The organism is bacterium (genome assembly GCA_004299235.1).
In the GTDB taxonomy this organism is placed as follows: Bacteria; Chloroflexota; Dormibacteria; order Dormibacterales; family Dormibacteraceae; genus SCQL01.
On sequence record SCQL01000031.1, the window covers coordinates 138,463 to 163,829 of the forward strand.

A 25,367-nucleotide genomic window follows, 5' to 3' on the forward strand; every position below is an offset into this window, starting at 1 on the left:
AACTGAGGTACGTCGCCGGCGCCGGGATCACTCCATCCGCACGGGAGCTGTGTCAGGGTCGATCAGGCCGAGCTCCGTAGCCCGCACAACGGCCTGCAGCTTGGTGTGGACCTCGAGCTTGGCCAGGATGTTGCGAACATGGCTGCGCACGGTCCCGTACTCGATCTCGAGCGCTTCGGCCAGCTCGTGGTTGCTCAGGCCGCGCGATATCAAACGCATGATGTCTCGTTCCCTCGCCGTCAAAGTGTCGACGAGGTGGGTCTGTTCGCCCTTCTCTTTGATCAGCTGAACCAGCACCGCTGGTGAGATCAGCATCTCGCCCGCGGCCACTCGCCGGACCGCGGCGGCCAGAGTGGCGGCCGCCTGTGACTTCAGGACATAACCTCTGGCTCCAGCCTGAATGGCCGCCATCAACGCGGCCGGACTGTCGACGGCGCTCAAGAAGAGCACTGGGAGGCGAGGCCGGCTTCGCCGGATCGCCGCGGCGGCCTCCGCCCCGTTGCCATCAGGCAGCCTGAAGTCTGCGATCAGAACATCGATCTTGGTCTCCGGCGGCAGTGCCGCCGCCTCGTGAACCGTACCCACGATTCCGATGACGCTGATGTCCGGTTCCTGGCTGAAGAGGAACTCGAGGCCGGCGGCCAGGACCGGGTGGTCTTCAATGATGAGAAGACGCAGAGTGCGCGTCGCCGGGGCGGCGGCGGCAGCGGGGCGAGCGATTGTGTTCTCCATAGAGCTGGGCACCTCCGGTTGATCTTCCGCGGCAGGTTGTCCGCACCCTCCACATTGATCCCGGCATCCGGCGATGTCCACGTACTACCGGCGCGGACCTGCTCCCCCCCAACTGAGGTGGTCCGGTAGAGGGGCTCTGGCCTCAGGACCGCCATGCCTCATATGTGGGAGTCCCATTTGTGCCCGGGGTACGGCGACGGCGAGAAGGGCCGGCCAGACAATGGACGCAAATGCCTACGCAAAAACTTCGAGCACGACGGCGCCGATGAAGATCCTTGCTGTTTGCGGCATGGGACTGGGGAGCAGCATGGTGCTGAAGCTGACGCTCGGCAAAGTTCTCGCGGAGCTGAAACTCAAGGCGGACGTCGAGGTCACTGACATCAGTAGCGCCAAATCTCAATCGGCCGATCTGATCGTCACCTCGGCCGAGCTGGCACAACGCCTGAGCGACAGCCGCGTTCCCATCATCGCGATCAAGAACTACGTCGACAGAAAAGAGATGAAAGAGAAGCTCTTGGCCGTCCTTGATCACGACCAAGTCAAGGAGGGTTGAACCCGTGGTCGTACTTCAGTTCATAGTCGACGAGATCCTGAGCAAGCCGGCCCTGCTGGTGGGGCTGATCGCCCTGATCGGTCTGCTCGCGCTGCTCAAGAGTCCAAGCGACATCCTGACCGGCTCCCTCAAGACAATCCTGGGCTTCATCATCCTGATCGGAGGCGCGGGCATCCTGGTCGGCTCCCTGACTCCGCTGGGCAACATGATCCAGTCCGGCCTCCACCTGCATGGCGTGGTACCGACCAATGAAGCCATCGTCGCCCTGGCCCAGAAGGCGTTCGGCGCCGAGACGGCGGTGATCATGGCGGTTGGATTCCTCATCAATCTGGTCCTGGCGCGCGTCACCCCGGCCAAGTTCGTCTTCCTGACCGGTCACCACCTTTTCTACATGGCAACCCTGTTCGCGGTGGTGCTGGGTTCGGCGAACATCACCGGGCTCAACGAGGTGGTACTCGGCTCGGTCATGCTCGGCACGATGGCGTTGGTCATGCCCGCGTTCACCTACCCGTTCATGCGGAAGCTGAACGGCGACGCCGGCTTCGCCCTCGGCCACTTCAACTCTCTCGGCTACATCGTTTCGGCTCTCGTCGGCAAGGTGGTCGGCAAGGGCAGCCGCAGCACCGAGGAGATCCACGTCCCGGAGAGGGTGAGCTTCCTGCGGGACAGCCTCGTGATGACGACGATCGTGATGATCGCCTTCTATCTCGTCTTCGCTTTGATCGCCGGACCTGGCGCTGTGGCCAAGGACGCCGGCACCGGCAACTATGTGATGTACGCCTTCACACAGGCCCTCACCTTCGGTGCGGGTGTGGCGGTGATCCTCCTCGGAGTCCGCATGGTTCTGGCCGAAATCGTCCCGGCCTTCCAGGGCATCGCCGAAAGGTTCGTCCCCAGCGCGATGCCGGCCCTGGACTGTCCCACCACGTTTCCATACGCTCCCAACGCCGTCGTCATCGGGTTCATCAGCAGCCTGGTCGGCGGCCTGGTCGGGCTGCTGCTGGTCGGTCCCATCGGCCTGGCTCTGATCATCCCGGGGATGGTCCCGCATTTCTTCGACGGAGGCACCGCCGGAGTCTTCGGCAACTCGACCGGCGGACGGCGGGGCGCTGTGATCGGCTCTTTCGTCAACGGCCTGCTCATCACCTTCCTGCCCGCCCTGCTGCTCAGCTTCCTCGGCGGTCTTGGGCTGGCCAACACGACTTTCGGCGACTCCGACTTCGCCTGGGCCGGCATCGCGGTCGGCATCTTCGCCAAGACCGGGATCGTCGGCGCGTACGCCATGACGCTGGTCTTCTGCGCGGTTCTGGTTGCCGTCGCGAGCTGGATCTCCGTGCGCCAGCGCACTGGCAAGGAGACGATTGAAGTTGCAGCGTGACCAGTCGCCGGCTGACCCAGAGGTTGCGGCCGCGTCCACGGAATCGACCGTGGAGCGGCCGGCGGCGGACGGACTGATGGATCTGCTCACTGAACGAACGATCCGGCTGCGCGCCCACGCGTCGACACCGAACGAAGTCATCGACGACGCCGCCAGCCTGCTCATCGCTGAAGGTGGAATCGAGGACCGCTATGTGAAGGCGATGAAGGCAAGCCTGGCCGTCAACGGCCCGTACATGGTGATCGTGCCCGGCGTGGTGCTGCTCCACGCCAGGCCGGGGGATGGCGCCGTCAAGCTCTGCATGAGCTTGATCACCCTCGATCCGGGCATCGCCTTCGGCAACCCCGACAACGATCCCGTGACGGTCGCCATCGCCTTCGCGGCCGCGGACAATCACAGCCACCTGAACGCCCTGGCCAGGCTGACCACCTTGCTCAGCAACGAAGCGGCGATGGCCGCCCTGCGTGAGGCCCACACGGTGGAACAGGCGCTGGCGGCCATAGCGGACGGCAGCCGGCCGGAAGCCTAGTGCCCCCGAGAAGGAGCTTCAAGCATGCCACGAGCTAGGGTCACCATCCAGCGAGGCGCCGGTCTCCATGCGAGACCGGCCGCCGAGTTCGTGAAGCTCGCCAATCGCTTCACGGCTTCGACCAAGGTGCGCTTGAACGGCCGTCAGGCCGACGCCAAGAGCATTCTCGGCATCCTCGGTCTCGGCGCCAACGGCGGTGCCGAGGTGGAGCTTGAAGTCGAAGGCGAGGATGCCGAACCGGCGTTGGCCGCGCTGCGGGACTTTCTGGAGACCCCCACCGAATGAGGGTGAGCACGAAACTGCGCGGCATCGCGGCCTCACCCGGAGTGGTGATCGGTCGGGCCGTGGTGATCGGAGCCTCGTCCTTGCGCGCCGGCTCGCATGCGGAATCCGGCAAGGCGGCGATCGAGCGCTGGTCCTCCGCCCGCGAAGAGGTGAAGGCGAGCCTGGAACAGCTCGTGCGGGCCGCCGAGCGAAACTCCCTGGTCCAGGAACAGGCGCTGTTGGAAGCCCAGCAGATGATGGTCATGGACCCGGGCCTGGAAGAGTCGGTACGGGCGATGGTGCTCGGCGGAACGTCAGCTGAGCGTGCCACGCACGACGCGATCGAGCGGTACGCGGTGGCGATGGACCGCTTCGAGGACGCGTACCTGCGCCAGCGCTCGTCGGACGTTCGCGAGATCGGCCAGGCCCTCCTCCGCGTGCTGGCCGGGCAGTCGCCGTTTCCGATCGCCAACCTCGCGCCGGGATCGGTGCTCTGCGCGGCCGAGCTCGGCGCGGCCAGCCTCCTGATGCTGGACCGGGCGGCATTGGCCGGCATCGCATTGGGATCTGGTGGGCCGACGTCACACGTTGCGATCCTGGCTCGTTCCTGGGGTGTACCCGCGGTTCTGGGCATCACCGGTCTCCTCGACACGGTCTCGGAAGGTGATCTGCTCGCGCTTGACGGCGGGCGCGGCGAGCTCTGGGTCCAACCCTCAGCCGACGAGCAGGCCCGATTGGAGGCCAATGCGCAGAAGTACTCTCGGGACAAGGCGGAACTGACCGCGCTGCGCGACCGGCAGGCGGTCACGGTCGATGGCGTCCGCGTCGAGCTGCTGGCCAACATCGGAGGGCCTCAGGATGTCGTCGCCGCGCTCGAGGCCGGCGCGGAGGGCGTGGGCCTGTTTCGGACGGAGTTCCTGGTCACCGGGCGGCGAGCCGTGCCGTCGGAGCGGGAGCAGCGCGAGATCTACGGCCAGGTGCTCGAGGGCATGGAGGGACGCCCGGTCACGGTTCGCACCTTCGACATCGGCGGCGACAAGCAGGTCCCCGCACTCGACCTGAAACCGGAGCTGAATCCCTTCTTGGGGTACCGCGGGATCCGCATGGGCCTCGATCGGCCCGAGCTCCTCGCCACCCAGTTGCGAGCCCTGCTCACGGCTGCCGCGGGCGGGCCTCAGCTCAAGGTCATGCTGCCCATGATCTCGACGCTGGACGAGGTCCGGCAAGCCCGCGCGATCCTGGACCGGGCGCGCTCAGAACTCGGACCCGGGTCAGGTGATGGAGTCCTTCTGGGCGTCATGATCGAAATCCCGGCGGCCGCGCTGCTGGCGAGTCAGCTCGCCCGCGAGGTGCAGTTCTTCAGCATCGGGACCAATGATCTGATTCAGTACACGATGGCCGCCGACCGTACGAACGATCGAGTCGCACGGCTGTATCAGCCCTTCCACCCCGCGGTGCTGCGCCTCATCGGCCAGGTCGCCGCCGCTGCCACCGGGGCCGGAATCCCGTGCGGGGTGTGCGGTGAGATGGCCGGCGATCCCAGAGCGACGGCGCTGCTCCTGGGACTTGGCATCCGTGAGCTGAGCATGAGCCCTGGATCCATCGCGGCGGTCAAGCGCCAGGTCTTGCGCATCCAGCTCGCGGACGCCCAGCGATTGGCCCAGGATGCCCTGGAAAAGGCGACGACGCGCGAGGTCGAGGGCCTTGTGGATGCGTTCCTCGCCCGGCTTGCCTGACCGCCGCTGTCTCCTGCCGAGCCCGCGCCCCGACCCTCGCCCTCTCCCCTGAGGGGAGAGGGAATGGCTGTGGTCTCGTCTCTCGCCTACTCGACGAGGTAGAGCCGTCTACTGAGCGGAGCGAGCTTGCTTTGGCGCCGGCTCAGCCAGGCCATCGACCGCCAGGCGCCGGCCGACATAGGCGGCCAGGTCGACCAGACGGCTGGCGTAGCCCCATTCGTTGTCGTACCAGGCGAGGACCTTCGCCTGCTTGTCCCCGGCGACCATGGTCGATGACGCGTCGACGATCGCCGAATGAGGGTTGCCTTCGAAATCCACCGAGACAAGGGGAGCGTCGGCAACCGCCAGGATCTCCTTGAGCGGTCCGGCGGCGGCCGCGCGGAACGCGCTGTTGATCGCCTCGGCGGTGACCGCGGCCTTGGTCACCACGGTCAGATCGACGATCGACACCGACGGCACCGGCACGCGCAGCGCCATCCCCTGGAACCTGCCCGCCAACTCGGGTATCACCTTGGCCAGCGACCGGACCGCACCGGACGTCGTCGGAATGATCGAAAGCGTGGCCGCACGCGCTCGCCGCAGGTCTTTGTGGGGCGCGTCGAGCAGCCGCTGGCTGTTGGTGAAGGCATGGACCGTGGTCATGACCCCGCTCTCGACCCCGAACCGGTCGTGGAGCACCTTCACCACCGGAACCAGGCAGTTGGTGGTGCAAGACGCGTTGCTGATGACATGGTGGCGATCGGGCTCGTACCGGCTTTCATTGACGCCCAGGACGATCGTCATGTCTTCGTTGGTCGCCCCGGCCGAGATGATCACCTTGCGGGCGCCGCCCGGATCGATGTGCGCCCGCGCCTTGGTCGCATCGGTGAACTTCCCGGTGCAGTCGAGCACCACGTCCACCTTGAGGTCACCCCAGGGGATCTTCCCCGGCTCCTTCTCGCCAAAGACCCGGATCCGCCGTTCTCCGACGACCAGCGACTCGCCATCAACGTTGACGGCCTCCGGGTAGGTGCCGAGGATGGAGTCATACCTCAGGAGGTAGGCCAGGGTCGCGACGTCGGTGATGTCGTTCGCCGCCACGACCTCGAGATCCGGCTGGCGGACGGCGGCTCGAAACGCGTTTCGGCCTATGCGGCCCAGACCGTTGATGCCGACGCGAATGCTCATGACAAGGACCTCCCCATTAGACAAAGCCGTGGAATCGAGGCTTGGTCTCATCTTCTGGCATGGATTCCCGTCAAGTCGTGGTCCAAATGAGGCAGCGCACCCTGCCGCAGCGTCTGGCGGGGCGTCCGCGAAAGTTCTGCTAGCGGACCCGGCCCTCACGCTGGCGGACCACTCTTGCGAACGCGGCAAACACCGCATCGGAATGCCTCTGCTGGTGGGTGAGATAGTGGTCGGCCTCACTCAGCAGGGCGTCACGCGACGTCCCCCACATCGCCTGGAGGCGCGGCCCGGCCGCGTCGAGCCAGGCATGCAACAGGTCATCGTCCACCTCGATGTGGAACTGGACACCCCAGGCGCAGGCGCCGACGCGAAACGCTTGATGCGGCAGGTCGTGCGAAGTCATCAGCAGTTCGGCCGCGGCGGGGAGCGTGAACGTATCCTCGTGCCACCGCAACACCCGATCCACGTTGCAGTAGGTGCGGAAGAGCGGGTCAGACGCGGCGGCGGGCAATTTCATCACGGAGCGGAAGCCCAACGTCCGGTGCGGTGCTCGGAATACGTCGGCCCCGGCAGCGGCGGCCAGCAGTTGAGCGCCCAGGCAGATGCCCAGCACAGGCAGCGAGTGGTGCAGCGCATCTCGAATCGTCGCCAGCTCGGTATTCAGGAAGGGAAACCGGTCGATATCCGGCACGCCCATGGAGCCGCCCAGGACCACGAGAGCCGAGGCCTCTTCGAGCGGCGGAACCTCTTGCCCCGACCACACATCTATATATGTGGCGTCGAGCTCCGACCATGAAAACGACGCATCACCCGCCCCCAGGGTGTCCGGCTGCTCGTGACGCAGGCAGAAGACCGGCTTCACGGTGCGCTCGAGATCGACGGTTCAGTCAAGCCTCGGCGGCTCCTCTGAGCGGGCGGTGTCGACACGTGCCGCGAAAGCTCGCACCATTTCGTCAAACAGCCGCCTCCCTTTTTCCTGGGTCGCCCGGCTCGGGGCGCCGGTGAGGCCGTTACGGCGGGCATGGGTCACGAGGCGGACGCGAATTCGGGCCGGCGCTGTGCCCACGGACGAACCCGCTCGAGAGCCGCAGCCACCCTGAAAACCGAGACATCGTCATAGGTCCGGCCGACGATCTGCAGGCCGGTGGGAAGCCGGCTCGACGACGTACCCGAGGGCACGCTGATGACCGGGCAGCGGCTGCAGATGTTGAAGGGCACGGTCATCATCGTCTCCAGGATTTCTGGAATCTCGCGGCCGTTGACGCTGGGCCCGTGGCCGATATAGTCATCGCCGGCGACAAAGGCCTGCGCTGAAAGCGTCGGGCAGATGAGGGCTTGGTAGCGGTCCAGCACGCCGGCCAGCCCCGAGTGGATCCGGGCTTCCTTCTCCAAGCCCTCGACGAGCTCTTCCTTCTTGACCCCCGCGGCCCGCTCGGCGAAGCCGATCGCGTAATCGGTCATCAGGTCGCGGTGCGCGGCCACCTCCCTGTCCACGTAGGGTCCGAAGATGACCCCGTAGTGGATCCGCGCGGCGTCGATGATGTCCGCCATCGTCCAGCCCAGGTTGACCTCTTCAACCACAGCTCCCGCCTCTCGCAGCGCCTCGGCGGCGGCCAAGGTGTTGGCGGCAACGTCAGCGTCGACCGTGTACGAGTCGAGATCGACCGAGAGGGCGATGCGCCAGCCTTCGATGCCTTGCAGAGTCGGCGGTACTCGCACTTTCGGCCGGAGCGAAACCGGGTCCGAACCATGAGGGCCGGCGATGGTGTTTTCCAGCAGGGCGCAATCCGCGACCGTGCGAGCGAGTGGACCTTCGTGGGAGTAGTGATCCAGGTTGAACGGCGGCAACGCCGGCACCCGACCATACGGGGGTTTGAATCCGACGACCCCACAGAACGCCGCCGGCATTCTGACGGAGCCTCCGATATCCGTCCCGTTGGCCAGCGTCGTCGCCCCCGTCGCCAGGGCTACGGCAGCACCACCCGACGAGCCCCCCGGACTGTAGTTGAGATTCCATGGGTTTCTGGTCACGCCCCAGAGGCGTGAGTGCGTGAACGGCACGCAGGTGAATTCCGGCGAAGTGGTGCGCGCGTGAATGATGCCCCCGGCGCGCAGAATCCGTTCCACCAAAGCGGCGCTTTGCTGTTCGAGCGGAGCCGAGGCGTAGATGAGGGACCCATTTGTGGTCCGCTGTCCCTTGACCGGCGTCACTTCCTTGATGGCGACGGTGATCCCTTCCAGGGCGCGCGGTCGAGGGCCGCGACCGCCATATCGCGCTTCGGCGGCTCGCGCTGCCACGAGAGCGCGCTCGTAGAAGGTTTCGCTGAACGCATTGACTCGAGGTTCAACCTCTTCGGCTCGCGAGATGATGGCCGCCGTCACTTCCACGGGTGACAGCTCCCGGCTGCGGAACAGCCGAAGCGAGTCAGCGGCCGACAGGTAATGCAGTTCGTCCATGAACGTCAACCTCGCTCAGCCGCTACCAGAAGATCATCGGGGTCGTGGTGAGATGTTCGACCCCGCCCGGTTGCAGGATGACGACGTGCTCGGTGGTGGCCGTGCCCACCCCCGGCTTTTGAATGAAGAACTCCACGGTGCAGACCTGGCCGGCGTGAAACGGCTCCTCGACGCGCCACCCCACCCGCCTGGCTTCTGAAATATTGCCGAACGCCGGGATCATCGGCGGCAGCCAGTAGGTGCTGAGGCTGTGTCCATACAGCTCCCAGGTGCTGGCGGAGCGCACGTCGTCGGCGTAACCGAAATCCTGGATCAGACGGTCACCGACCGCCCCCAGCTCCTTGCCCGTGATGCCCGGCCGGAGGGCGCCGACGACCCCGTTCACGATGGCCACGCAATCCTCGATCAGCTTCTTCTGCTCGGCGTTGGGCTTGCCGCCGCAGACAGCGGTCCGGCCAGGGTCGATCCAATAACCGCCGAAGATGGGGCCGTAGACGAACCCGCGCACGATGTCCCCCGGCTCGGGGGCATCCATCGAATAGCCGTAGAGCGGATTGTTCAAAAATGCGTGCTCGCTCTTGGCGCCGTGGTGGCACATCACGCGCTGAAACCCGCCCCCGGCGCTGATGATGATCGACGCCGCCTTGGCTGCCGCGTCACACTCGCGCTCACCCTTGATCAGGGACTCCATCAATGTGGTGAGAGCTCTGGAAGAGATTTCACCGACCGTTCGGAAGACGTCCAGCTCGCGCGGGCTCTTATGGGACTGGAGCTCGTAGAGGAGCGCGTTCTCGGGCACCCACTCGATGGCGGGGGTGGCCGCGATCAGGTAGCGGTAGAGCTCCACAGGCAGGACAGCCTCGCCCTGGTTGGCGACGGGACCCTCGATGCCGAGCTCCTTCAGCCGGTTGGCCAGTCCGATTGCCAGGTTCGAGTCATGGCCGAAGACTTGCCCGCATGCGATCTCATCCCGGTCGAGCACCGAGACCGGCTCCGCGGTGTGGAGCTCCGGCTCCGCACCGACGCGCACGATCAGTGCCGCCAGGCCTCTGCCGACCACCGCGGCGCCGCCGTAGTTGGGCTCCAAACCGGAGGCAAGAGAGGCGTAGTTGGTCAGGTAATAGACGTCGCCGGCACCGTCGTAGCTGCCGCCGGTGCGCTGCCAGAAGACCGCCGTCGAGTAGCCGCGCTTCTTGAGCTGGGCTTGAAGAAGGGCCCAGCGGTTTTCATATTCATCACGTGGAAAGATCAAGCCGAAACCTCCTAACGCGCATTCCGAAACTCAACTGAGAACGGAACCGCCGGCGACGCGATCCGCGTGCTGGCTCACGGCGATTCCGAACGCGGCGGTCTTTGCCGGTTACCGCCCTCTGTCGTCGATTTCGACGATCATCTCGATCTCCACGGAGATGCGCATCGGGAGCGCTCCCAGACCCACCGCCGAGCGCGCGTGTGCGCCTCGCTTGCCGAAGATCTCGACCAGGAGGTCGGAGGCCCCGTTGATCACCTCCGGCTGTCGACTGAAGTTCGGATCGCTGTTGACCATTCCGAGCAGCTTCACGATCCGCGTCACCCGGTCGAGCGATCCGATCTCGGCCTTGAGCGAGGCCAGGGAGTTGATGATCGTCAGCCGGGCCGATTCGTACCCCTGCTCGACGGAGACCTCACTCTCGACCTTGCCGATGTATTGATAGCTTCCGTCGCGGTAGGGGCCATGACCGGAAACGAACACGAGGTTGCCGCTCGTGACCGCGCCCACGTATGTCGCGATGGGGGGCGCCGGCGCCGGAAGTTGCAATCCGAGCTGAATCAATCTCTCTTCTGCACTGTCAGCCATGGCTCTTGCTCCCTTGTGATGTCATGAATCCGGGTGGGCTTGGAAGTGGATCAGGCCATTGATCCGCCGGCGCCGGCGGGAGGCGGAGCCGCCGGCGTCGAGCACCGGGCATCGGCGCGGTCATCAAATTCTGGGGGCGGTGTCCGCGAGAAACCGAAGCGTGAGCTCATTGAATTCGGGGGCCAGTTCGAAGAACGCATTGTGGCTGGATCGTGAGCCCTGGAAGACATGCAGGCGGCTGCCGGCGATTTCTTGATGGACAGCTCGGCCGTAGCGAGTCGGGACCTGCCAATCCATCTCTCCTGACGTGATCAGCGTGGGCACCTTGATGTTGTGCAACCGGTCGAGGGAGTCATGCATGAGGTCGGCATGGAGGTGCCCCCGCAGCGTGACATGGGTCGGCGCGTAGGGATCGCGAAGGAATTGCGCCTCTTCCGCCGCCATTGCCCGTGGGTCCCGGTTGAGAAAGTCGGCGCTGTAGATCCAGACGTTGTCGGTGTGGAAGTACGCGTCGAGCGTGGGCCGTTCCAAAAGGTACTGGAGGCTCTCGAAGACACGACGCAGCCAGTCGTCGGTGCGCCCCCAGGTGCAGTGCAGCTGGAGGGAGGCCACCTTGTCCGGGTGGTTGATGGCCAGCTCCTGAGCAATGGCTGAGCCCAACGACATGCCCGACACATGGCAGACGCCGACACCCAGGCAATCCAGCAGGGCAGCCACGTCATCCGCCATCCCTCGGGCGCTGTAGCTCCCTGGGTCTTCCGGCCGATCGGTTCGCCCGGTACCCCGTTGATCAAAGGTGATGACTCGGAAATTGGCGGCATACGCCTGCGCGGTCGCGTCCCACGGAGTGTGGTCGGCGCCGGTGCCCATGATCAGCACGATGGGCTCCCCCTCACCAACGGTTTGGTAGAACATCGAAATGCCGGTGGACAGAGATACGTTTGGCACCCGGACATTATTGGTGGCAGGGGTCAACTGGTCAAGCCACTTGACTGGCTGGGCGAGCTCTACGCCCGCCGGCGCGAGCAGCGAAACGTGGCTTGGATTGACAGGTGGCCAGGCCACTTGTAGCATCTCGGCCAAGGACCTTTCCCACGCGCCCAAAGCCATCCGGAACGGGCCGGCAAGATGCGAATCACAATTGGCGACGCACGGGCGCGGTGATCTCCATTGGCCTTTGAAAAGATCCAGCGGCGCACGGTTCCCGACGAAGCCATCCGGCAGATCAAAGCTCTGGTGGCGTCCGGAGAGCTCGAGCCGGGTCACAAATTGCCGTCGGAGCGAACCCTGTCCGAGATGCTCGGTCTGTCCCGGCCATCGCTGCGCGAAGCCATCAGAGCCCTGGGTGCGTTGGGAATTCTTGAAATCAGGCAGGGCAGCGGCACCTACGTAACCAGCCTCAGCGCCGAATTGCTGGCCCATCCACTCAGCTTCGTCCTGGCCAGCAACATCCCAGCGCTCCAGGGTCTATTCGAGGTGCGGCTGATGCTCGAGGTCGGCGCGGCGAGGTCCGCCGCGGCACGGATAACCGATGCCGATCTGAAGCGCATCAAGACCCTGACCAGCCAGCTGCCAGGTCAGATCGGCGACCTGGAGCGATTCATTGAAGGCGACATCGCCTTCCATCAGATGATCCACGAAGCCTCGGGCAACGCGGTACTGGTGGCGCTCATGGAGAGCCTCGTGATCCTGGGCAAGGGGAGCCGGATGCTGACGGCCAAGCGTCGGGAGATCCGGGAGCGGACCCTGGCCGAGCACCGTCAGATCTACAGGGCGCTCAAGGCACATGACCCCGATGCCGCCGCGGCGGCGATGGCCGCCCACCTGCGGCACGTGCGGGACGAGTTGGGGAGTGATCAGCCGGCGCAACCGCCGCCGGCGGGTCAGCGACGCCCGGCCGGGGCGCTCAGCAAGGGCCGGGGCCGAAAACCTGTCCGTTCCGGCGATCGGTGATTCGACTCGAGGTCCCCACCCAAGACGGGCTCAGCGTCCGGAGTCGAGGTCCGCGGAACCCTCCAGCGCGACGGCGCCTCGAACCGGGTTGCGGATCGTGCCCACGCGCTCGATCTCGACTTCCACGGTGTCCCCCGGCTTGAGATAGACGGGCGGCCGCCGGGTGAAACCGACCCCTGCCGGCGTCCCCGTCGCGATGACATCACCGGGCTCGAGGGTCATCAGCGAGCTGATGAAGGCGATGGTGGCGGCCACCGAGAACATCATCAGGGCGGTGCTCGCCTGCTGCATGACGTCGCCGTTGACACGCGTCGTCAGGAGGAGATTCTGGGGATCGGAGATGTCCTCCGCCAGCGCCATGCCTGGACCCATCGGAGCGAAGGTGTCGAGCGCCTTGCCGGCGGTCCACTGGCTCGTGACGAACTGGACATCCCGCGCGCTGACGTCATTGAAGCACGCGTAGCCCGCGACACAGCTCATCGCGTCCTGCTCACTGACGTCCTTGCAGCGCCTGCCGATCACGACGGCCAGCTCGCCTTCGAAATCAATTTCCCGGGAGCTGGCAGGCAGCCTGATCGGATCAGCCGGGCCGACCAGGCTGTTGCGGAATTTGGGGAACAGGATCGGAGCCTTGGGGACCTCCATCGACACCTCACCGACGTGGGCGAAGTAGTTGAGCCCAAGGCACAGGATCTTGTCCGGATCCGGTACCGGCGGACCGACGGCAAGTTCCTCCAGGCGCAGAGTGCCGGCCGCGCCCGAAGCGAGGAGCTTTCTGGCCGCCGCGGCCGCCGCCTTGAGCGCATCGGGCCCCGCCTCCAGAAGGCTCCTGGCCTCGCTGCCGCAAGCCGAGAGCTGCACACCGCAAGCGGCCACTGGAACCAGCGCTGCGTTCTCGCTGAAGCCGGCTCGCCAGCGACCGTCGTGGGCATAGCTGATCAGGTTCACATTGTGATTTTATTGGAACCACAATCTCGACCAGGACTTTGGCGGCCGCCGTCAGCGCTCGTCTATCATGACCCTCTGCTTGGGCGAAGCCGGTGAACCTCGGCCTTTCAATCCACCACCACGCGATCCGGCACCCTGATCGCCCCGCGGTCGTAGCAGACGGGTTCCGACGCACCTATCGCGAGCTCGACGCACGCTCGAACCGGATCGCGCACATGCTGCTCGGGCGGTACGGCGTCAATCGCGGAATGCGCGTCGCCTACCTGATGCCCAACCGTCCGGAGATCCCCGAGCTGCTCGCGGGAATATTGAAGCTCGGCGCCATCGCCGTGCCCATCAACTTCCGCCTCGAGCTCTCCGACCTGGCCGCTCTCTGCGACAGCGCCTTGCCGCACGTAATGGTCACGGATTCGGCCACCGCCGCAAGCGCCCAATCGGTGGCGGAGGCCCGGGGCATTCCCCTGGTCGTGATCGACGCGGAGGAGACCGGAAACGACCTCGAACGATCGAGCGCCGAATTCTCGGCCGGCTTTGCCTCGATCCCCAGCTCGGACGATGCCTGCATCCTGTACACGAGTGGGACGACGGGGCTGCCCAAGGGCGCCGCCTTCACCCATCTCGCGGTCATGCATCACGCCGCCAACTTCGCGCTGGAGTGCGAGGTGAACGGTGCCAGCCGGTACCTGGTCAGCCTGCCGCACCATGTCAGCGTGACGGTGGGATTTGCACCCTGCTTCTACGTCGGCGCGACGATCGTCATGACCGAGGTCAGATCATTCGACGGCGAGCGCTTTCTGCGCACCGTGAACGACCACGCGGTCACCCATACCGAGATCGTGCCCACCCAGCTCTACAGGGTGCTCAAATCCGGTCGCGGTGGCAAGGCCTCGATCCCTTCGATCCACACCATCGCATACGGGTCCGCCCCGGCAGCCCCCGACCGGGTCGCCGAGATGATCGAGCGATTCGGCCCCGTGCTGACGCAGCTCTACGGGATGACGGAGATTGGAGGCATCGGAACCACCCTCCGCAAGCACGAGCACGTCGAGGCGCTGCGGGGCGACAGGTCCCGGCTGTCGTCGGCCGGCCAGCCGTCCTACGGCATGCACGTACGCGTGGTCTCGGATGCGGGAGAGGATGCCGACGCGGGAGCGCGCGGCGAAGTCTGGTTCAGCAGTTCCTACATGATGCGCGGCTACTGGCAGGACCCGGAACAGACGGCGGCCACCATCGTCGACGGTTACCTGCGCTCCGGCGACATTGGTGAGATGCGCGATGGCTTCCTCTATCTGGTCGATCGCAAGAAGGATCTCATCGTGCGTGGCGGCCAGAACCTGAGCAGCAAGGAGATCGAGGAGGTGCTGTTCCAGCACCCCGGTGTCTTTGAGGCGGCGGTGATCGCAGCCCCGGACCCGGAGTGGGGCGAGCAGGCCGTCGCCGTCATCGTCGCGCGAGGCGAGCCCGTGAGCGCCGATGAGCTGCGGGCGTTCTGCTCCGACCGCGGTTTGAGTCGCTTCAAAACACCGACGCGCTTCGAGTTCATCGATTCGCTGCCGAAGAACGGCAGCGGCAAGGTGGCCAAGGCCGAGCTGCGCGAGCGCTATCGCGGCGAGGCGGGACCGGCTCCGCTGGTCGGTCGCTGACCGCCGGCGGCGTCTACCACCCGCCGATCCAGCCCGACAGAATCCCGTGAGGCTCGCTTTCAGCCGGCTGACCGGGAACCTTGCGCAGGAAATCGAAGTCGCATCCCTGATCGCTCTGCAGGACGTGCTCGAGATAGAGCCGTCCGTATCCACGGCTGTACTTGGGCTTCGGCGGGGTCCACGCGCGCCGGCGGCGCTCGAGTTCTGAGCTCGGGACGTCCAGATCGATCCGGCCCGCTTCGACGTCGATGAGGATCGGGTCTCCGTCTCGCACGAACGCGAGCGGGCCGCCGGCGGCGGACTCCGGCGCGACATGGAGCACGACGGTGCCGAACGCGGTGCCGCTCATGCGCGCGTCCGAGATCCGGACCAAATCGGAGATGCCCTGTTGCAACAGCTTCCTCGGGATGGGAATCTGACCCCACTCGGGCATCCCGGGGCCGCCCCGCGGCCCCGCGTTCTTGAGCACCAGGACTGAAGTCGCATCCACGGGCAGCTCGGGGGCATCGATGCGCGCCGCCAGGTCGTGGATGTCCTCGAAGACGACGGCCGTCCCCCGATGGCGGAGCAGATGCGGCGATGCGGCGCTGACCTTGATGACCGCCCCAGCCGGCGCCAGGCTTCCCCTCAGCACGGTGATCGCGCCCTTGGGATGCAGCGGCGCCTCGAGTGCCGCGATCACGTCCCGGTCGGTGGTCGGGTCGGCGGAGATCTGCTCGCCGATCGGCCTGCCGGTGATGGTGACGGCATCCAGGTGCAGCAGCGCCGCCAGCTCCCGCATCAGTGCGGGAACTCCGCCGGCCCGGTAGAACTGCTCCATGAGGTGACTGCCGCTGGGCCGCAGATTGACCAGCACCGGAGTTCGCCGGCTGATCTCCGCAAACCGCTCCAGCGGCAGATCGACCCCCACCCGGCCGGCCAGCGCCAGCAGATGCACCACGGCGTTGGTCGAGCCGCCCAGGGCCATGAGCACGGTGATCGCGTTGTCGAATGCCTTGGCATTCAGGATTTGCGAGGGTCGCGGGCCGTCGTGGGCCAGCCCGACCGCGCGCCGGCCGGCTGCTTCCGCGCTCACGTAGCGGCGTGCGTCGACGGCGGGGATCGCGCTCGACCCGGGCAGCGACAGGCCCAGCGCCTCGACGATCGCGCTCATCGTGGAGGCGGTGCCCATCTCGTTGCAGTGCCCGGTGGATGGGATCAGGGCGGCCTCCAGGTCGTCATAATCGCGTTCACTGATCCGGCCGGCGCGATAGTCGTCCGTGTAATGCCAGAGATCGGTGCCCACGCCCAGGCTCCGGCCCCTGAATGAGCCCGCCTCCGACGGCCCACCCGTGACCATCAGCGCCGGCAGGTCAACACTGGCGGCTCCCATCAGCTGCGCCGGGATGGTCTTGTCGCAGCCGGCCACCAGGACGATCGCATCGAAGGGGTTGGAGCGGATCGATTCCTCGACGTCCATGGCCATCAGGTTGCGAAAGAGCATCGTCGTCGGCTTCATCAGGTTCTCGCCGAGCGAGATGGTGGGGAACTCCAGCGGCAGCCCCCCGGCGGCCAGGACCCCACGCTTGACGGCCTGGGCGAGCGCCCGGAAGTGCAGGTTGCAGTTGACCACCTCGCTCCAGGAGTTGCAGATGCCCACCACCGGCCGGCCGGCAAGGCCCTCGGTGGAGATCCCCTCGGAACGCAACGAGGCTCGGTGCAGGAGGCCGCTGACGTCATGGGATCCGAACCAGCGCTGGCTTCGCAGCCCCCCGGCCTTGCCGCTCATCACTCCGTCCGACCCAAGTCGCGATGAGGTCTTGGAATCGCTCTGAGCCCGTCGCTCGGCCAGGCCAGCCGGATGGCCTGCTCCTCAGACAGTCCGGTGCGCGCCTTCGCGACCAATTCCCAGAAGGCGAAGTCGGCGTAGTGGACGGCCACCGCCTCCAGGCTGCGCTGGATCATCTCCCCTTCTTTCGCGTGCGCGGCGCAGATGTGCGCGACCGCCTCCGGCAGTCCCACCCGCAACGCGAGGTGGACGCCGTATGCCGGATGGCGGATGGGCGGGTAGCCGGCCGCCTGGGGGCGGTTACGCCACAGGGCGGCGCGCTCCGGGTCGTATTCGAACGCCTTGCCGACGTCGTGGACGAGAGCCCCGGCGACCAGCACGTCGCGGTCGAAGTGGATCGCGGGCAGTGTGGCCTCCATGACATCCGCGATCTGCCATGCCAGCCTGGCCACGGCACGCTGGTGGGTCAGCTGGTTCACCGAAGGATCGATCTCCGGCTCTCCCGGCACCTCCTCGATGCGAGTGAACGAGCTTTCGGCCAGCGCGAGCGCCCAGACCTCGAGCACCTTCCGGCGGAGGGCGGCATCCTGGATGAGCTCCACCTCGGGCATGGCCCTGGCGATGCGATCCACATCGGAGTCCGCCGGCCCGCCAGACTCGCTCACTCTCCGTCCCCTACTAGGCACCCCTTTGCGGTCGAGCGCCCGGCGCCGTTCGCTTTTCCCTCTGGCGCAAGAATTCGCCGATCGCCCTCGAAGGCGCGCCGCTCGCGAAAACCACGCTGGTCGCGCCGATGCTGTAGTCGATGGCGGTCATGAGATCGGTGGTCATCCACTTGGTCATGATGTCCTTCTGCATGCGCAGGGCGACGGGATCGTGGCGCGAGATCTCGAGCGCCAGCCGCTGAGCCGTCTCGCGCAACTCGGCCTGCGGGACGACCCGGGTGCACAGCCCGATGGAGAGCGCCTCTGAGACGCTGACGTGGCGGGCGGTGTAGATGATGTCCCGGGCTCGGCCGTGGCCGACCAGAAGCGGCAGCAACGCCGCCTCGATGGGCACCGGCGCACCCATGTTGAGTTCGGTCAGACCGAAGGCGGCGTTATCGGCCGCCACCCGGATGTCAGCGGTCATGGCCAGCACGCAGCCGCCCCCAAGGGCATAGCCGTTGACCGCCGCGATGCACGGCTTTTGCATGAGCAGCACGGAGCGGTAGGCGTGGCTCTCGAGCTCGGTGAAGTTCTGGCATGCAAGGGCGTCCATGCCCGCCATCTCGTCCACGAACACCCCGGCGCTGAACGCCCGGTCGCCAGACCCCGTCAGGACAACCGCTCGGACCAGATCGTCGCGCTCCAACCGCTGGATCGCGTCGGTGATCTCGGTGAGGGTGCTGATCTTCAGCGTGTTGAGCTTGTCGGGCCGCTCGATGGTCAACCAGGCGACGGGCCCGTCCATCGAAACCGAGATGTCCTCATACGTTCCTGACTTCAACCTACTTGCTCCTCCTGCGGGGCCAGCCACTCCCCCCGCGAAAGCGGGAAATAACACGCGACCCGGTGGTCGGGATCAAGCTCGTCCAGCGGCGGTGGCTCGCCGGCGCAGACCTCGCGCGCCCGCGGGCAGCGGGTGCGGAACCGGCAGCCGCTGGGCGGCGACATCGGAGAGGGCGGATCCCCCGCGAGCAGAACGCGGGCCACGGTCCGGCGGCCCGGCAGGGACGGGACCGCGGAGAGCAACGCCGCGGTGTACGGGTGGCGAGGGTTGAGGCAGACCTCCTCCGCGGGGCCGTACTCGACGATCTTGCCCAGGAACATGATCGCGATGTTGGTGCTGATGTGCCGGACCACGCGCAGGTCGTGACTGATGAAGACGTAGGTGAGCGACAGCTTCTCCTGAAGGTCCAGGAGCAGGTTGATGATCTGAGCCTGGATCGACACGTCCAGAGCGGAAAGCGGCTCGTCGGCGACGATCAGCTCCGGTTTCAGAATGATGGCCCGCGCGATGCTTATCCGCTGGCGCTGGCCGCCGGAGAACTCATGCGGGAAGCGTTCTCCCATCCGTGGATTGAGTCCCACGAGGTCGAGAGCTTCTTTGACCCGGTCGCGGACGTCACCGCCACCGAAACCATGAGCGATCAGCGGCTCGGCGACGATCTCCCGCACCGTGGCCCGCGGATTGAGCGAGGCGTATGGATCCTGAAAGATGGGCTGCATGTTCTTGCGGATGTGGCGTAGCTGCTGTCCGCGCAGGTGCGTGATGTCCTGGCCCTTGAAGCGGATCGTGCCCTCATCCACGTCATACAGCCGCAGGATGCAGCGGGCAAGCGTTGACTTGCCGCATCCCGTCTCACCGACCAATCCCAGTGTCTGCCCCCGAGACGCGGTGAGCGAGACATCGTCGACCGCGTGGACGCGGCGGCCGGGCTTGAAGGGCACCCCGCTCGGGACTTTGAAGTTCAGCCGCAGGCGATCCACCGCCAAAAGCGGCTCGGGCGGAGCAGTCGGTGACATCGATACCACGGTGTGGTCCACTCCCCTATCAGGCATCCTGCTCCACCTCCATCGGCGGCAGCTTACGGTCCTGGGCGACCCAGCAGGCGGATCGCGTACCTGCGACTTCCAAAAGCGGCGGCTCCTCGACCATGCATCGGTCCACGCGATAGCTGCAACGAGGGTTGAATTTGCATCCGGCCGGCAGATCCTCCATGTTGGGAGGCTCGCCTCCGATCGCCTGCAGGCGGGTCCCGGGTTCGGCGTCGGGCCTCGGCACCGCCGCCAGAAGCGCGCGCGTGTATGGGTGCTGAGGCTCCCTGAGGAGCTGCTCGGTGCGCCCGATCTCGACGATGCGCCCGGCGTACACCACGGCGATGCGCTCACACGTCTCGGCGACCACCCCCAGGTCGTGGCTGATGAGGATGATGGCGGTGCCGCGCTCGCGGTGCAGCCGCTTGAGGAGGCTCAGGACCTGTGCCTGAACCGTGACGTCGAGCGCGGTCGTCGGCTCGTCGGCGATGATCAGGTTCGGCCCCGCCGTCAGTGACATGGCGACCATCGCCCGCTGCCGCATCCCGCCGGAGAATTCGTGCGGGTAGCGCGACATCCGGTCGTGGGGCTCAGGGATTCCGACTCCTTTGAGCAGCCCTTCGGCGAGCTCTCGAGACTTGGCCCTGTTCGCCAGGTGGTGCAGGCGAGCCGGCTCGGCGACCTGCGCGCCCACGCGCACGATCGGATTCAAAGAGGTCATCGGGTCCTGGAAGATCATGGCCACGTGCCGGCCTCGAATCGCCGCGAGGTGGCGGCGCGGCATGCCGATCAGCTCACGGCCCTCGAACCTGATCGAGCCCGAGCGGATCCGGACTCCGGAGGGTAGGAGTCCCATGACGCTGAGGGCGGTCAGGCTCTTGCCGGAACCGGACTCGCCCACGATCCCCACCATCTCGGCACGGCCGACGGAGAGGGTGATCCCGCGCACCACCAGGTGAGAGCGCCGGCGCGGGCCGACTTCGACCTGCAGGTCCGAGATCTCCAGCAGCTCTCCGGTCTGTGCCGGCGACTCGCCTTGCGCTTGGGGCCGCGCCTTCATCTTCACCGCCTTCCCCGGAGCCAGGGATCCATGGCGTCGCGGATCGAGTCGCCCGCCAGGTTGAATGCGAAGACCAGGCTGAGGATGGCGAGGGCCGGCGCGGCGGCCACCCACCACTGGTCCATGACCTGGGCGCCGGAGGCCACCATCGAGCCCCATTCGGGATCGGGGGGCTTGGCGCCGAGTCCGAGGAAGCTCAGCATGGCGAAGTTGAGGATCGCGCGGCCGACGTCGATGGCCGCCATCACCAGCAGCGTGGGCAGCGCGTTGGGTAGAACCACCCGCAGCAGGATGCTCGACGGCCGGCGGCCGGCCGCCCGCGATGCGACCACGTACTCCTTGGACTTCAACTCCAGCACCAGGCCCCGGCAGACGCGGGCGTACTGCGGCCACCAGATCGCCGCCAAGGCCATCACGCCGTGGATCAGGCCGGCGCCGAGGGCGGCGGCAACGGCCATCGCCAGGATGATCACCGGGAAAGCCAGCACCATGTCGGTGATCCGCATCAACAGCTCGTCGAGAGCACCACCGGCGAAGCCCGCGATGGCTCCGAGCGCGGTTCCCACCCCGAATCCGACCACGACGACGATCGCCGCCGCGGGCAGGGAGATCCGGCCGCCGTAGATGACCCGGCTGAACATGTCGCGGCCCAGCTGGTCCGTACCGAACAGGTGGGCCAGGCTCGGAGGCTCGATGCGATGGACGATGTCCTGGGCGAGGGGGTCGGCATGGGTGAAGAGCGGCGCCAGCGCGGCGAGGACGAGCCAGGCTGCGACGACCAACACGCTGATCACGACCAGCGGACTGTGTCCCGAGAGCGCGGATTTCAGCTTGGCCCAGCGGGCGGAGCGAACGGTCAGCGGGATGGAGGTGACTGCCATCTCAGCTCATTGCCGCCCGCACACGCGGATCGATGACGCCGTAGACGACGTCGATGATCAGGTTGACCACCAGGTAGGTGAAGGCGACGACGAGAGCCACCCCCATGATGGCGGGGAAGTCCGAGAGGGTCGCCGCCTGGTACGCATAGCGTCCGATACCGGGCCAGCTGAAGATGGTCTCCGTCATGACGGCTCCAGAAAGCAGGTCACCGTAGGCAAGCCCGACCACCGTCACCACCGGAATGACCGCGTTGCCAAAGGCATGACGCCAGATCACGTACCTCTCCGACGCGCCCTTGCTGCGCGCGGTGCGCAGGAAGTCCTGGTGCAGGATCGCGAGCATGCTCGTCCGCGTGATCCGAGTCAGGAGACCGATGCTCCAGCTGGCGAGCACCAGCGACGGCAGGGCCAGGTGCCGCAAGGCGTCGAAGAAGGTGTCGAACTGCCCGGCCCAGAGGCTGTCGACGGTGTAGAGGCCGGTGACGGCCGGCGGGGGCGTGTCGGTCGCGTCCAAGCGCCCGAGGCCGGGGGCGATGCCGAGCCGCAGATAGAAGACGTCCAGCGCGACCAGGGCCAGCCAGAAGATCGGCATGGACACGCCAAGCAAGGTGAAGGCGCGAATGAGAGCGTCCACCACGCTGCCTCTACGCGTCGCCGCCAAGATGCCCAGCGGAACCGACACCAGCGCGCTGAGCAGCACGGCCAGGGTCGCCAGCTCGACGGTGGCGGGCAGGTACTCCTTGATGTCCTGCGCCACCGGCCGGTGGCTGTTGATGGAGATCCCGAAATCGCCGTGGAGCAGATTGGTGACGTAGGTCACGTATTGGAAGGGCAGCGGCCGGTCCAGGCCCCACCTCTCGCGGTAGGCCTGCACGATCGCCGGATGCTCGGAGGCCTGCTCGCCGATCACGGCCAGCACCGGATCCGTCGGCAGCGAGTGGCTGACGATGAAGATGATCACGGTGACCCCGAAGAGGATCGGGATCATCAGCCCGAGGCGCCGGAGGACGTAGGTGATCAAGTCCGGTCCCGGCCCCCTGTCAAGGCTGTAGGGCCACCTTGACGAAGCGCTCGGGCATGTCCGCCAGCTCGCGCATCGCGCGCTCACCCTCAGCCAACGGCTCGATCGTAATCCAAGGCAGGAAGGTCTTATGCAGCTGGTTCATCAGCCCGATGGCCGCCACAAAATCGTCTCTGACATAGGCGAACGAGGCCAGGATCCGCAACTCCTTGCGGATGGCCTCGTTCATGGGCAGCTCCGATGCCTGGGCGTGCAGCCCCAGCGCGATCACGGTGCCTCCGGGCACCGCCATGCCGATCGCCGCCTGACGCGTGGCCGCGGCGCCCACGGCATCGATCACCAGGTCGAACTCAGGCGTCGGGTCGGCGTCGGGTTCCCGAGCGGTGAAGGCGAGGCCACGACCGAGGTCCTCCGCCAGAGGCAGCGCGAGCCGGCGTCTCTCTGCGACGGGGTCGATCACGGTCAACCCGGCGGGACCGCCAAGCAGAGCGACCGACAGGCAGGCAAGGCCGATCGGGCCACAGCCGATGATGGCGACGCGGCGGCCCAAAAGCTTGGGGAGAAGACGCACGACGTGGACGGCGTTGGCCAGCGGCTCGGCCATGACCGCGACCTGGTCCGGGACTTCGGGGGAGACTTCGAGCAGGTTGCGCGCGGGCGCGACCACGAAGTCGGCGAAGCATCCGGGCACCTCCGCTCCCAGCAGTCGTCTGGACGCGCACACGTTGCTTCGACCCGACAGGCAGGCGCTGCAGGAGCCGCAGGTGGTGATCGGATCGACGACGAATCGGCGCCCGGCGACATCGGGGGAGACCCCCGCGCCGCAGGCGTCGACCACGCCGACCAGCTCGTGGCCGAAGATCGTGCCCGGGCGCCGGTAGGTCGAGTGCCCGAGAAAGCTGTGCATCTCAGAGCCGCAGACACCGGCCATCAGCGTTCGAAGCCGGACCTCGCCCGGGCCGGGTTCCGGCGCCGGGACGCTGGCCAGCTCCATGCTGCGAGTGCCCTTGAAGACCAGTGCCTTCATCGGACGGACGCCTGGGCCGCGAGCTCGATGCTGCCCACGATCTCGCGGTGGCGCAGATCCGAGAGCGCCTGCAGGGGCCGGCGCACCTCGGGCGACGCGATGACGCCTTTCTTCCATAGGGCATATTTGATGGTCGCCGGGTATTCGTCGACCCCCACCATCACCTCGCCGATGAACGAAGCGAAGGCGGTCTTGGCCCGGAAAGCCGCCCCTTCGTCCCCCGTCGTCAGCGCATCGAACCACCGCCGGCTCTCGGCGGGGAAGACCTGAGGAGTGGCACAGATGACGCCGATGCAACCCCGGCGGATGTGGTGGTCCATGACCTCGTCCGAGCCCGCGATCAACTTAACACCGCTCAGCTGACCGAGCTCGATCGGCTTGTCGATGTCCACGTCCGTGAGCTTGATGTACTCGATCGTCGGCACCGACTCGACCAGGCTGGCCAGCAGCGAGGCCGAAAGCGTGGTCTTCGTGGAGTAGGGGTTGTCATAGAGCACTATCGGCCGGCCGGTGAGGCTGGCGATCCACTTGAAGTAGGCGTGGATGGATTGGCCCGTATGCCGGAAGTAGTACGGCAGCGGGACCAGGTAGGCGGCGACCGGGAGATCTTCACAGAAGCGCACCAGGTCTTCGGTCACGGGTGCGGCCGTGTCACTCAGGCCCACGACGAGGGGCTTGCGGCCGGCTAGCGCGTCGAGATAGGAGGTGACCAGCTGCTTGCGTTCGTCCAGGCTCAGGCTCGCCGCCTCCCCGGTGCTGCTGCAGATGCACAGCCCATCCAGGTGCGGCGCCACGAAGTCGACCAATGATCGGATGGATTTCACGTCGATCGCCCCGTCGCGCATCGGGGTGACCATCGGCGGGATCAAGCCGCGAAGATCGCTCATCAATTCTCTCCCAGCCACTCGAGCAGGGCCAGGATCGTGAACCCCTGACCCCATGAATAGACACCCAGCGGGATCCGCTTGTAGTGGGCGATGTCGCCGGGGTGCGTTTCGCCTGACACCTGGTTGACGTTGCCACCAGCGTCGATGTACTTCACGCAGGCCTCGAATCCGCGGTCCGCCACCGCCTCCAGGCCCGCGTCCAGATAGCCCCTCCTCACCCCCCGCTTGATCGCCAGCGCCAGCATCACGCTGGCGGAGACCTCGAGGTATGTGCTCGGCTGGTCGAGGACCGTGTGCCACAGCCCGGATTCGTCCTGCAGCTCCTGGACGCGAGCAATGTGGCGGCGCAGGATGTTGAGCAGGATCTCGGGGACTCCCGGCACCGAAGCCAGGTCGGTCAGCATCTCCACCCCGGCGAGGGCAGCCCAGCCGTTGGCCCGCGCCCAGAACCACTGGGAGTTGCGCCGGTTGATGTCGTAGTACGCGTGGTGGAACAGCGAGCCGGCGGCATCCCACGAGGAATGGATGAACGCGAACGACTGCTCCACGGCCCACCCGGTGAACCGAGTCTCGCCCGTGATGCGCGCCATGCTGGTCAAAAAGGGCGTGATCTCATACCAGTAGTCGACCCAGACCGGGATGTCCACCGAGTCCTGGTAGACGCCATGCACGCTCCGGGGCTGGGACTCGAGGAGCTTGACGACCCGGCCGGCCAGGTCCAACGCCAGGGGCTCCTTGGTCGCCTCGTACACGGAGGTGGCGACGAGCCCCGGGATGACCTCACGCAGCTGGGTCGGCCGGACATCCGCGTGTGAGTCGAGCCAGGCCCTGGCCGAATCCAGGAGGCTGCGGTCCTTGAGGCGGATGCCGGCCTCGGCGACGCCGTGCCAGGCGACCGCCTCGCCCCAGTCCCACTTCGGATAGCCGATCTCGACGGTGCGGCGGGCGACGCGCAGGGCCAACTGCGCCAGCTCCCCCTTCTCTCGGACCCTTGCCTGCATCTTTAT

General features: G+C 66.5%; 25 protein-coding genes. 7 read left to right on the forward strand and 18 right to left on the reverse strand.

Annotation, left to right across the window (positions count from 1 at the left end):
- Positions 1-27 precede the first annotated feature (27 nt).
- Positions 28-744, reverse strand: a complete 717-nt coding sequence (locus EPN29_11130; GenBank protein ID TAN31761.1) for a response regulator transcription factor — start codon at positions 742-744, stop codon at positions 28-30.
- A gap of 253 nt (positions 745-997) precedes the next feature.
- Here EPN29_11130 and EPN29_11135 point away from each other — a divergent pair, with 253 nt between their 5' ends.
- Genes EPN29_11135 through ptsP form a run of 5 tightly spaced genes read left to right on the forward strand, consistent with a single transcriptional unit; the run spans position 998 to position 5,192 of the window.
- Positions 998-1,285: a PTS sugar transporter subunit IIB gene (locus tag EPN29_11135; GenBank protein TAN31762.1), complete on the forward strand. Its 288-nt coding sequence runs from the start codon at positions 998-1,000 to the stop codon at positions 1,283-1,285.
- 4 nt (positions 1,286-1,289) lie between these two features.
- Entirely contained in the window at positions 1,290-2,663 is a 1,374-nt protein-coding gene (locus EPN29_11140) for a PTS ascorbate transporter subunit IIC (protein TAN31763.1), read from the forward strand.
- A complete protein-coding gene (locus EPN29_11145) occupies positions 2,653-3,192 on the forward strand; it encodes a PTS sugar transporter subunit IIA (GenBank protein ID TAN31764.1) in 540 nt (179 codons plus the stop codon). Before EPN29_11140 ends, EPN29_11145 begins: the two co-directional genes overlap by 11 nt.
- Before the next feature lie 24 nt (positions 3,193-3,216).
- Complete coding sequence (locus EPN29_11150) at positions 3,217-3,477, forward strand: HPr family phosphocarrier protein (protein ID TAN31765.1); 261 nt, start codon at positions 3,217-3,219, stop codon at positions 3,475-3,477.
- Positions 3,474-5,192, forward strand: coding sequence for a phosphoenolpyruvate--protein phosphotransferase (gene ptsP, locus EPN29_11155; GenBank protein TAN31766.1), 1,719 nt, complete (start codon positions 3,474-3,476; stop codon positions 5,190-5,192). The genes EPN29_11150 and ptsP overlap by 4 nt, the downstream gene beginning before the upstream one ends.
- A 108-nt stretch (positions 5,193-5,300) precedes the next feature.
- Here ptsP and gap read toward each other — a convergent pair whose 3' ends face one another.
- The 6 genes from gap to EPN29_11185 form a co-directional block, all read right to left on the reverse strand.
- Positions 5,301-6,359 carry a type I glyceraldehyde-3-phosphate dehydrogenase gene (gene gap, locus EPN29_11160; protein TAN31767.1) on the reverse strand — a complete coding sequence of 353 codons (1,059 nt, stop codon included), beginning with the start codon at positions 6,357-6,359 and terminating at the stop codon, positions 5,301-5,303.
- A 139-nt stretch (positions 6,360-6,498) separates the two neighbouring features.
- The gene (locus EPN29_11165) at positions 6,499-7,221 is read right to left on the reverse strand and encodes a type 1 glutamine amidotransferase (protein TAN31768.1); all 723 of its coding nucleotides are present in this window, start codon (positions 7,219-7,221) and stop codon (positions 6,499-6,501) included.
- Between the two features lie 164 nt (positions 7,222-7,385).
- Positions 7,386-8,816 carry an amidase gene (locus tag EPN29_11170; protein TAN31769.1) on the reverse strand — a complete coding sequence of 477 codons (1,431 nt, stop codon included), beginning with the start codon at positions 8,814-8,816 and terminating at the stop codon, positions 7,386-7,388.
- Between the two features lie 22 nt (positions 8,817-8,838).
- On the reverse strand, positions 8,839-10,068 hold the full coding sequence (locus EPN29_11175) for an aminopeptidase P family protein (protein ID TAN31770.1): 1,230 nt from the start codon (positions 10,066-10,068) through the stop codon (positions 8,839-8,841).
- 108 nt (positions 10,069-10,176) lie between these two features.
- On the reverse strand, positions 10,177-10,653 hold the full coding sequence (locus EPN29_11180) for a RidA family protein (GenBank protein ID TAN31771.1): 477 nt from the start codon (positions 10,651-10,653) through the stop codon (positions 10,177-10,179).
- A 123-nt stretch (positions 10,654-10,776) separates the two neighbouring features.
- A complete protein-coding gene (locus tag EPN29_11185) occupies positions 10,777-11,763 on the reverse strand; it encodes an alpha/beta fold hydrolase (GenBank protein ID TAN31772.1) in 987 nt (328 codons plus the stop codon).
- Between the two features lie 60 nt (positions 11,764-11,823).
- Here EPN29_11185 and EPN29_11190 point away from each other — a divergent pair, with 60 nt between their 5' ends.
- The gene (locus EPN29_11190; GenBank protein ID TAN31773.1) at positions 11,824-12,606 is read left to right on the forward strand and encodes a FadR family transcriptional regulator; all 783 of its coding nucleotides are present in this window, start codon (positions 11,824-11,826) and stop codon (positions 12,604-12,606) included.
- Positions 12,607-12,636: 30 nt separating this feature from the next.
- Here the strand turns inward: EPN29_11190 and EPN29_11195 are convergent, their stop codons facing one another.
- The gene (locus EPN29_11195) at positions 12,637-13,554 is read right to left on the reverse strand and encodes an FAA hydrolase family protein (protein TAN31774.1); all 918 of its coding nucleotides are present in this window, start codon (positions 13,552-13,554) and stop codon (positions 12,637-12,639) included.
- 92 nt (positions 13,555-13,646) lie between these two features.
- Between EPN29_11195 and EPN29_11200 the strand changes: the two genes are divergently transcribed.
- Positions 13,647-15,197, forward strand: coding sequence for a hypothetical protein (locus EPN29_11200; protein TAN31775.1), 1,551 nt, complete (start codon positions 13,647-13,649; stop codon positions 15,195-15,197).
- Between the two features lie 13 nt (positions 15,198-15,210).
- Here the strand turns inward: EPN29_11200 and EPN29_11205 are convergent, their stop codons facing one another.
- From EPN29_11205 to EPN29_11250, 10 genes are all read right to left on the reverse strand, one after another.
- The gene (locus EPN29_11205) at positions 15,211-16,965 is read right to left on the reverse strand and encodes a dihydroxy-acid dehydratase (protein ID TAN31776.1); all 1,755 of its coding nucleotides are present in this window, start codon (positions 16,963-16,965) and stop codon (positions 15,211-15,213) included.
- Entirely contained in the window at positions 16,965-17,576 is a 612-nt protein-coding gene (locus EPN29_11210) for an HD domain-containing protein (protein TAN31997.1), read from the reverse strand. Before EPN29_11210 ends, EPN29_11205 begins: the two co-directional genes overlap by 1 nt.
- Before the next feature lie 67 nt (positions 17,577-17,643).
- The gene (locus EPN29_11215; GenBank protein TAN31777.1) at positions 17,644-18,453 is read right to left on the reverse strand and encodes a hypothetical protein; all 810 of its coding nucleotides are present in this window, start codon (positions 18,451-18,453) and stop codon (positions 17,644-17,646) included.
- Positions 18,450-19,472, reverse strand: a complete 1,023-nt coding sequence (locus tag EPN29_11220) for an ABC transporter ATP-binding protein (GenBank protein ID TAN31998.1) — start codon at positions 19,470-19,472, stop codon at positions 18,450-18,452. The genes EPN29_11215 and EPN29_11220 overlap by 4 nt, the downstream gene beginning before the upstream one ends.
- A 28-nt stretch (positions 19,473-19,500) precedes the next feature.
- Entirely contained in the window at positions 19,501-20,544 is a 1,044-nt protein-coding gene (locus EPN29_11225) for an ABC transporter ATP-binding protein (protein TAN31778.1), read from the reverse strand.
- A 2-nt stretch (positions 20,545-20,546) separates the two neighbouring features.
- Complete coding sequence (locus EPN29_11230; protein TAN31779.1) at positions 20,547-21,425, reverse strand: ABC transporter permease; 879 nt, start codon at positions 21,423-21,425, stop codon at positions 20,547-20,549.
- A gap of 1 nt (position 21,426) precedes the next feature.
- Positions 21,427-22,413, reverse strand: a complete 987-nt coding sequence (locus EPN29_11235; protein ID TAN31999.1) for an ABC transporter permease — start codon at positions 22,411-22,413, stop codon at positions 21,427-21,429.
- Positions 22,414-22,465: 52 nt separating this feature from the next.
- Positions 22,466-23,590: a hypothetical protein gene (locus EPN29_11240; GenBank protein ID TAN31780.1), complete on the reverse strand. Its 1,125-nt coding sequence runs from the start codon at positions 23,588-23,590 to the stop codon at positions 22,466-22,468.
- The gene (locus EPN29_11245; GenBank protein ID TAN31781.1) at positions 23,470-24,414 is read right to left on the reverse strand and encodes a dihydrodipicolinate synthase family protein; all 945 of its coding nucleotides are present in this window, start codon (positions 24,412-24,414) and stop codon (positions 23,470-23,472) included. The genes EPN29_11240 and EPN29_11245 overlap by 121 nt, the downstream gene beginning before the upstream one ends.
- Entirely contained in the window at positions 24,360-25,361 is a 1,002-nt protein-coding gene (locus EPN29_11250; protein TAN31782.1) for a hypothetical protein, read from the reverse strand. Before EPN29_11250 ends, EPN29_11245 begins: the two co-directional genes overlap by 55 nt.
- Between the last annotated feature and the right edge of the window lie 6 nt (positions 25,362-25,367).